This is a genomic window from Coprococcus eutactus (assembly GCF_001404675.1).
Taxonomy (GTDB): Bacteria; Bacillota; Clostridia; order Lachnospirales; family Lachnospiraceae; genus Coprococcus; species Coprococcus aceti.
The window spans coordinates 1-9611 of sequence record NZ_CYXU01000010.1; the positions used below are offsets into that span (position 1 = coordinate 1).

The 9611-nt window shown below is 39.6% G+C and carries 6 protein-coding genes; all 6 read right to left on the reverse strand.

The window, feature by feature from the left end; all coding sequences use genetic code 11:
* The coding region (gene essC / locus ARA78_RS12865) for a type VII secretion protein EssC (protein ID WP_055280667.1) at positions 1-3877 on the reverse strand (3877 nt) is incomplete at its 3' end.
* A 17-nt stretch (positions 3878-3894) separates the two neighbouring features.
* Positions 3895-5667 (reverse strand): hypothetical protein, encoded by a 1773-nt coding sequence (locus ARA78_RS12870; protein WP_055280670.1) that lies wholly within the window; start codon positions 5665-5667, stop codon positions 3895-3897.
* A 13-nt stretch (positions 5668-5680) separates the two neighbouring features.
* Positions 5681-7618, reverse strand: a complete 1938-nt coding sequence (locus ARA78_RS12875) for a leucine-rich repeat domain-containing protein (RefSeq protein ID WP_055147843.1) — start codon at positions 7616-7618, stop codon at positions 5681-5683.
* Positions 7619-7620: 2 nt separating this feature from the next.
* Positions 7621-8571: a PASTA domain-containing protein gene (locus tag ARA78_RS12880; RefSeq protein ID WP_055280672.1), complete on the reverse strand. Its 951-nt coding sequence runs from the start codon at positions 8569-8571 to the stop codon at positions 7621-7623.
* A 166-nt stretch (positions 8572-8737) separates the two neighbouring features.
* A complete protein-coding gene (locus ARA78_RS12885; RefSeq protein ID WP_055147849.1) occupies positions 8738-9208 on the reverse strand; it encodes an SMI1/KNR4 family protein in 471 nt (156 codons plus the stop codon).
* 11 nt (positions 9209-9219) lie between these two features.
* Positions 9220-9611, reverse strand: a 392-nt coding sequence (locus ARA78_RS12890) for an HNH/ENDO VII family nuclease (RefSeq protein WP_207641806.1), incomplete at its 5' end; no start/stop codon positions are given.

The window sequence follows — 9611 nt, forward strand, 5'->3', positions numbered from 1 at the left end:
GAACCAGCATTGTAAAGTAATCTGCCTGTGCTGCTTCGCTATCTATATACGTTGCTCCCAACAATTCCGAATCAGGCTTGAACTCATTGGAACCATGTTCTATAACAACTATATCTGCATTTCTCATCAGTGCTGCATTCATCAATAACCGCATAACATTTTTCTTACCAGTTCTAGCTCTGCCCGTAATTGTATAGCAGAATGTTCTCCTAAGGTCTATTCCATATCCCTCTGCACTTACACTGTCATATCCTATCGGCAACATATATCCATTACACATCTGAGCAACATCATTACGCCTCTTGAATATCTCCCACGTAGGTTTTTCTGGAATTTCAGGAATACTTTCCGCTACCTCAGTAGCTCCTTCAGCCATAGATGCACACATATTGCGAAGTAACTCTATACGTTCCATATCATCGCACCTATCCGTAGCTATCGCTGTCTGGAATTCCATTACTTCTCCATCGACCTTTATGAGTCCTCTTCCCTTTAGATTTTCCGGTTCAAGCTCCACTCTTCCTGTTCTCAGAACCGATGAGTACATATACTTTTCATTCAGGCTCAATGCCACTGTTTCAGATATATTGTCTTCTATCCTTCCAGGTATTCCCGTATTACCAAATCCATTTGCAGTTACAATCGTATATATTCCATATGCAGTACCATCATGAACAATCTTCTGCATATTATCATCATATATTTCTGCTGTTTTTTCACGAAATCCAGCATAGTTATCTATTATGAACACTACTGCAGGCATATCGTTTTTGTTAACTTTTTTATAGGAGTTGAAGCTTATTCCACCAAGAATATTTTTTCTTGTAGATATAATCCTGTTTATTAAGAATATCAGTTTCCTAATTCTGTCGTCATCATCCTCGCTAACAAAGCCGCCAACCTGTGGAGCCTGTTCAAAGCACCGCAAAGATTTATTGCTAAAGTCTGCTATGTATATATTCACTTCTGAAGCTTTATATCTGGTTATCAATGATGCAATAAGTGTCTGAACAAAGGTACTTTTACCACTTACATTCGTTCCACATATTGCAATATTTCCAGCATCCGCAATATCTATCCTATATGGTTTCTGACTTTGCCTTGATGGATCATCGTACATTCCTATAGTTGCCACCAATGAATATGTATCATCTGATTTATTTATCGGATATTCATTATCTATATCGTCTATAAATATAGGATTAGCTATTGGTGGTATCCACAAACTATAATCTCTGTTATATCCATTTTCTCTTGCTACCTTGGCCAAATACTCTTTAACCGCATCCAACTGCGTTACGCTGTTTGCCGGATTTGACACTTTGGCAATTTTCTTCTTTCTTATAATCTCCGAACCAGAAGCTGAAAGTATCGCAGTTCGTGTATCTTCACCAGAAACCGCATCTCCCCGATACTCAGCTCCACTCCAGCCAGACTGGAATAGCTCATACACTTCATCATTTCCAACCTGCAGATATCCTCTTCCTGCCTGAGTTATAAAAGCAGCATCCTCCTTGTGCAGCATCTCTTTACTGTCCTGCTTATCCTGCACTCTAAGACACAGCTTAAACTTAGAATTTGACCAAATATTTTCGTCGACTGTTCCTGCTGGTTTCTGCGTAGAAAGGATCAGATGAACACCAAGGCTTCGTCCAACCTGTGCAACACTTATAAGCTCCTTCATAAATTCCGGCTGTTCTCGCTTCAGCTCGGCAAACTCGTCCACTATTATAAACAGATGTGGTACCGGAAGTTCTACCTCACCAGCTTTTACAAGCTTGGTATAATTATTAATATTGTTCACTCCGGCCTCATTGAAGACTCTCTGTCTTCGCATATTCTCGCTCTTTATGGACACCATAGCTCTCTTTATCGCACTTCCTGACAGATTCGATATTGCTCCTATCATGTGTGGAAGACCATCAAACAGGTTTGCCATTCCTCCGCCCTTATAATCAATAATGAAAAAGCCTATATCATCAGGGCTGTAGTTTATCGCCATTGAGAGAATATATGTCTGCAACGTCTCCGACTTTCCCGATCCTGTAGTTCCCGCAACAAGCCCATGGGGGCCATGATATTTCTCATGTACATCAAGAATACAGTCCTTGCCACCAGCCGACTGACCTATGACAGCCCGCATACTGTTGTAATTTTTGTTTGTCTTCCATCTGTCGAGAACCCGCAATTCTTCCAGCCTTTGTATTCCCAGCATATCAAAAAATGTAAGGCTGTCGGGTATACCGCCAGCCTCCACATCTTCGTTCACCTTTATAACTGCTATTCTGTCGGCAAAAGCTGCCAGTTGACTTTCTGTCACCTTATCAAAATCTACATGGCTATACTCATCCGTCTTCATCCTATGGATTCCCGAAAACTGTTTGTCGATTATAAGCTCATAAGTAGTGTCATTCAACAACTGCGATTCCTTATCAGCCAAGGTTACCACTGTGAAAGAATATTTCTGTGCATCTGTTGTTATGTACTTATTTATCGCATGCCCTTCCAGCAGAGAAGTATCAGCAACAAACAACACAATGTGAGTAAACTGTCGCTTCTCTATAGTATAATCTTTCTGTTCCCGGTCTCTCAGAATATCAATAATTCTGAAAAACAGGTCGTCCACTGAGCTTCTATCTGACGCCATCAGTCTCTCACTATAATCATCGAGCCACACATGCGGCATAAACCTATAGTTCATCCATTCACTGCTATCAGTTTCAGAATCGAATGCAAATGCAAGTTTTACATCACGATAAGAATTATTCGCTGCTATCTGTGCAATCATGGTTCTTGCCACATCAAATGCTTTGCTCTTATCTCCCGCTCCAACTATACCTATTATACCTGTAGCTCCGAGATCCACGCCCTGCGGAACATCCTTTATTCGTGAATATACAGCCTTTACTTTGCCCGGGATCTGTATCAATTCATCATCAGACTGTTCCATTCGTATCTTAGGAACAGTTATATACTCTGACACATCCAATGTTCCCAGGCCAACTCGCTCCACCAGATAATCCTTATGATTCCTGTTTCTATTCCACAATTCAGTTGACTGATCTGTATATTGCGTTATAACATCAGGAGATTTGTACATATCTCCGAGCATATTTTTTATAGTATTCTGATTAGAAGCTATCTGTTTTATCTGCCGCCTCAGATATCTGGCATACCCAGATCTCCTGTCAAGCTCCCCCTGTGCATTTCTCTTCTTATCATAATGCATATTGATGAAGGCCCATAACACTCCTATAACCGCAGATGCAGCAGCAGTGATAAGACCTGTATACATAAGCATTCCAGAATTGCTCCCTGATGATCTGTAGCTGTACATAGCAAGAACTCCTCCAAGCATCATAGGGATCATCATCGTAAATGTTGGTCCTATAACCATCAAGAGCGGTTTCTTTTCTATCTGCTGTTTTGCCGGTGGATTCTCAATTGTCACAGACTCTATAACCGGCTCCTTCGTATTTCTGGGGGATCTGTGAAAAAATCTGTCTTTTCCCTGAACATCCTCATACTTAAGCGCCTCTGAATCCAAGTATGGCAGATTGACAATAATACTGTCTTTTAAGTCGTTCTGTATAATCACACCGATAATCTGCACACAATATATTATCCTTAAAGCACCGAGTTCTATAATATCTCCACATTTGAGCTTGTATCCTGACTGTACCAGATTGCCATCCACGGTCAAGCTACGACTGCCAGTATCACATATAATCCATCCATTTCCATTTTCCACAAATTCGGTCTGAACACCAATCATTTCCGGGCTTCTCACCACAATCTCATTCTCGTCAAGACTTCCTATTCTTATACGATGGACACCCGATATCATATATTTATCCACAGGAGTCATAAATTCCATAAGATTTCCTCTTTCGACTATTTAATAACACACTTTACAGCACTTGTGCTGGCACCATTCTGCACGTTTCCGCCTGACTTATAGCAAGGAACAACCTTAATATAATATTTTCCAGCTTTCAGTCCGGTTATGGTTGTACTGGTACCCGTTATCTTACTCTTTGAATTATATAGTGACATCTGTCCACAATCTTCACTGTCCTTCTTGTAGCCATAATAATATATCCTATATTCGCTGGCATTATACTCCTTCTTACTATTAGACCACTGTATATATAACTGTCCTGATTTTTTAGATTCTGTATTCGCTATCTTAACTATGTTTGGCACCACTTTTATAGTTCTGGTGATAGACTTTGTACTATAGTGCGCAGCATCCGCTCCCTTTGGTGTAAAGGTAGCTGTAATCACTACACTGCCAAATGCTTTGTTATTCATAACCTGAACTCTTCCACCTGCCGCATTGATCGCAAGCAATTTAGGATTACTTGATTTGAAGCTAAATGTACCCTGACAATCACTAGGTGCAACACACTCAAAGCCATGTGTTCCATTTGCATTGTGCCATGTTGTTGATATAGGACTCTTGAACGAGATCACCGGTACCTTTTTTTCAATTCTAAAATTCTTTACAACTCGCTTTCCTGATACGCAGTTGGAACCATTTGCCGTAACAGTAACTGTAGCTGTACCAGGTTCTTTATTATTTGCGTATTGTACTGTATAATCTGATGCCTTCAGCTTTGCACTTCCATACGCAACTGTAACTGCAGGCTTGAAATAACTTCCGCTATATGTATAAGAATTAGCAGCTAATGTCACTGTCGCTTTTGTTATATCCGCCTGAGAAATTGTAAATGTCTTACTTACTTTTCCAGTTAAATTCTTACAACCCTCTATGGCTGCCTCCGCTTTATTTCCGGCCGATACATTATTCTTTAAAGTAATCTTATAGTTATCAGTGCCCATTACCGCACCATTCAGCTTCACTGTAACCTTTGGTAACTTTGCTGTTCCGTCATATACACAAGATGCCACATCTATCGATGCAGACTGCACATTTGCAGGCTTAATTGTAAATTCCTTCTGGATCTCTCCGCCATAATCTCCACATCCAGTCACCACAATCTTTGCTTGTGTTCCTGCATTAATATTGTCTTTATAGGTGACCTTATAGTCTGTACCCTGTTCAATAACTCTTCCCTCATACTTGACCTGTACTGTCGGAGCTATCACCTTGCCTGTATATACATATGGTTTATCATCTGAAATGATCACCTCAGCACTGTCCTCTGATAAATTCAAGGCTGAAGGCTTGTACACATTATTATCCTGTCCGCTTGGAGCAATATCAAAACGGTGAGCCCCCACGACTTCATTGCACTTTAGATATGAACCAGACTTAACCTCAAGAGTCATGATACTGCCTCCACATGAGATTATCTTGTCTATTTTGCATGGCTCACTGCCTATGGCCAGTTTTTCGCAGTAGAGTCTCATGGACTGTGCGGTAAGTCCACGTATCTTCAGCTCGTCTTTATCCTCACTGTAATCTATTTTTCCATACACATACGCATCCGCTGCTTCAGACTCGGTCATGGTTATCCATGCAAGCGCTCTTCCGTTTGGTGATGTACTTAATCTTACTCCAACTGGATAATTTGCTATGCAATAATAGGTTTTTACCGCATCAGTCGAATCCGACTCATCAGCGTGTGCCTGCACCATACCAAATGAACATATAGCCAAGACAATCATCACTGCCGCTATAAGTTTTTTTACTCTCGTCATCTGAAATGCCCCCTTACTTCCTTATATCTCCTCTGCTATTTGTAACCTTCTGTGATTCAACGCCATTTTTCTTCACATAAATTACAGGATAGTATCTGCTATACTTTGATACATTCACAGTAATAACTACTTTCTTGCCTTTCTTTACAGTTTTTATATGTGGCTTACCATATAGTTTTTTCATCTTTGACGATTCATACACTTTTACGATAACCTTTGAATTCGGAGTAGGATTATTTACTGTTACTTTTAGTGTTTTGCTGTTATGGGCAATTGACACAGATGACATCACCGGTCTTACATAATATGTAATCTTTCTTACCTTCTGCTCATATACACCATTATCACCTGCTTTTATCGTAACTATAGCTTTACCAACACCCTTTATTGTTATCTTTCCATTATTCGCTACAGAAATAACCTTAGGATTGGATGAACTATATGTAAGTCTGACTCCACCCTTTGCTGAGGCTCCTATGCTTCTCTTCACGCCCTTCTTATAATTATACTGTGTCTTTTTACTCTTAACCTGTATGCTCTGAGGTTTTCTTACCTTCACAGTGATTGTTTTTGAGCATGGCTTATAATTTGACTTTGTCTTATTATTAGCGCATATTGTTATTTTGGCTGTACCCGTTTTTGTGACTGTTATGACTCCTCTGTCATTGACCTTGAGTACATTCTCGTTTGAACTTGTGTACCTTATCTTCTCATTTCCTGAAGTCGTAGCTGCCAGGGTCATAGATGCTGTTCCACGACTGTTCAGAAGAAGCGTATATGTACCTGCGGCCTGCTTACCATCCTTCTTAACAGAAAGCTTGCATGCTGCCTGAACTATTGAGAATTTCATTGTGAGTGTGCCGATATTCTCATTTTTTCCTGTAATCTTTATAACAGCGGTTCCGACATTTTTATTATTCGAGTATGTAACATCATATGCATCTGCATTTACTACAGAGCCATCATTATCCGTAACTTTAATTACCGGTTTTATAGGCTTTCCCGTATAAGAATAACTCTTAGCCGGAATACTTACATTCATACTGTTTTCATCAAACCTATAAGCCCTCCTGATAATCACATTCTCATCAGAATCCGGAGTATATATGTTGTTACCAGCCTCATATGTATACAGATATGTTCCGGTTGGATTTCCCTCCTTGAACAAGCCGGTTCCAAAATCCGCATCCGCCGGTCTTCTTAACAATCTAACATATTGAAGATTTTTGCACCCTATAAAACAGAAATCGCCCAGTTTTGTCAGTCTTTCCGAAAAATCCAGATGCTCTAACAATTCGCATCCCGCAAAGGCACAATTTCCAACACTTGACAAATTATCAGGAATATCTATGTTCTTTATTCTGTTACAGCCCTGAAAACAATAGTCTCCCAGATTCTTGGTATACTCTGATAATTTCAAATCGGTTATGCTATAGCACTCTCCAAATGCAAACTGACCAAGTTCGTATATCTGAGATCCAGACATGTCTACATTCTTCAAACTTGAACATCTGGCAAATGCATACGCCCCCACCGACAAAGTTCCTTTCGAAAATTCCACAGACTTTAAAGAAGTACATCCATAAAAAGCCCTTCGTCCTATAGTGAGAGGTTCGTCTCCCTCTATAACCACAGACTCCAGATTTGTACATCCTGAAAATGCATTGTTACCTATATGTGTAACTCCAGGCTTTACTACAACCTTTATAACATTGAAATTAGTCCACGGCTTCTTGTCCTCCAGTCCAAAGTCAATCATCGCCTTATTTGTGGAAACATCCAATGTCAGCACCCCACTGTCACCATTATATTCAGCCCTGATTCCAGCATCCTCCGACACTGCATTCGTCGAAGCATATGCCTGTACCATTTCTGGAACAAGGCTGACCATACACATAATCACTGCTCCTACAATTACTGTAATTATCCTTCTCTTTAACTCCTTTTTCATGATCAATCACCCCACTCTTCTTCTTCTGTTATAAACTCATCTTCATTTACGCTTGATGTTCCGCTGTCCGCCTGTTCATTTGTTCCCGAACCACCAGATGATCCCGATCCACCACCTGCTGAACCGGAGCTTGCAGCCACAGACGAGCTTGTCTTCTTGCCCTTACTCACTATCAGATACAACTGAGTATCTTCAGTCATCTCAGTTCCCGCCTTTACGCTTTGTCTGATGATCACATTCTCATCAACGGTATCAGAATTCTCCTGGAGGGTACTAAAGGTGATTCCAAGGGTTGAACACTGTATAGTTGCATCATTCAAGGTCATACCTACAAAGTCAGGAAGTTTTACTGTCTGCTCTCCCAGGCTTACTGTGACCTTTACAGAACTCCCCTTTTCTATGCTGGTTCCCTGTGTATCCTGCTGTTCAATTATCAAGCCAGCCGCAACATCCTTACTATATTCTTCAGTTTCTTCAAGCTCTATACCAGCCTCTGTAGCCATAGCTCTGGCATCATCCAGAATTTCACCAACAAATTCCGGCACAACTGTCATCTCCTTGCCTTTACTGACCGTTATTCCAACTGAAGCCTTACGTTTCACCTTCATTCCCTTGGCTATATCCTGTGAGATAACGCATCCTTCTTCTACCTCAGAACTGTATTCTTTTTTCTCCTCAAGCGTTACACCAGACTCTCTGGCAATTTGTTTTGCCTCCGCCGTTGTGTACCCAACAAAATCAGGCACAACAGATTTCCTATTAACCATCATGATAATTAACACAACTGAAACCAATACGATTCCAGCTATTACACCTATGATGATCTTCATATTGGGTCCATGCTTGTCAGAATCACCAGCTTCAAGTGCTTTTAAAATGTCTTCAAGCTCATCTCTGCTATCCTTCGCAGCTTCTCCAACGCCCGCAGCTCCAACATCATCTTCCCGCGACACAACACCATCTCCTTTACATTATTGTCAAACAATAGTATTGCATCATCAATTATTTTTGTCAACAGTCATTTAGTTTTTCTCTATTTAATTATAAAAAAATACATTGTTTTCATAACAAATGTTGTTAAGTAAACAATGTATTTTTACAAATCATGCCTTTATAGTTTTACACTTCTGTTTGTTCTTGCACTAATTGCAAAACAAAATCCCCAAAATCTTCTGCTAACGTTTCAACTATCTCATATTCCTTACCATTATAAAATGCCATTATAACCCTAGGCTCTTTTTGCTCGTTTAAATATGAATAATCTAAATATGCCATATTCCCATCATCAAAATTATATATAGGTATCCACTCATTAGGTAAGTTATATTCTTTCCGGTCATTTAACGCATAAGCAACAGAATTCCCCTCCAATATTCCTGAATCATCATCTGGGTCAATTCCAAAAATTTCATTACCATAAAATGATAAATAGCCATATTTTTTATAAAATTCTATACTTTGATTTGAAAATTTTATATTAAGCATTTGCTCTGATTTTCTAATTTCTTCTTCGTTTTTCCCCCCCGCTGTAGTATAAAATTTACATTTAGGTGCTAACTCCATTGCTTTAATAAAATTTGTATAGCTCATATATACCTCCACTAATCTAAATTATTACTTCGCCATTTCCAATATTCTCTTCTCCACTTATTAAACTTACTTCTATTAATCTTAGATGGAGCTTGTCCTATATTAGTGTGCAGTTTGCTGTAATTCTGCTGATGCTCTGTAGCCGTTATTTCCATAACTGGTCCATTATCTGTTTGATCAATGTGATGTATATTAACAGATTTTCCATCTGTTCCAATAGGTGCCAGTCCTTGCTCCATTCTCTGTGTATTCGTTCGACCCTGTTTGTCTACAAAACCAGGATCAAATGTGTTTTTATCCATTGTAACAGTTTTTCCGTTTACATCAACAGTTTTTTTGCCATTCTTCCAATTAACATTACCTCCACCCCCTCCCTGTCCTTTGCCAGTAGATATAACACCAT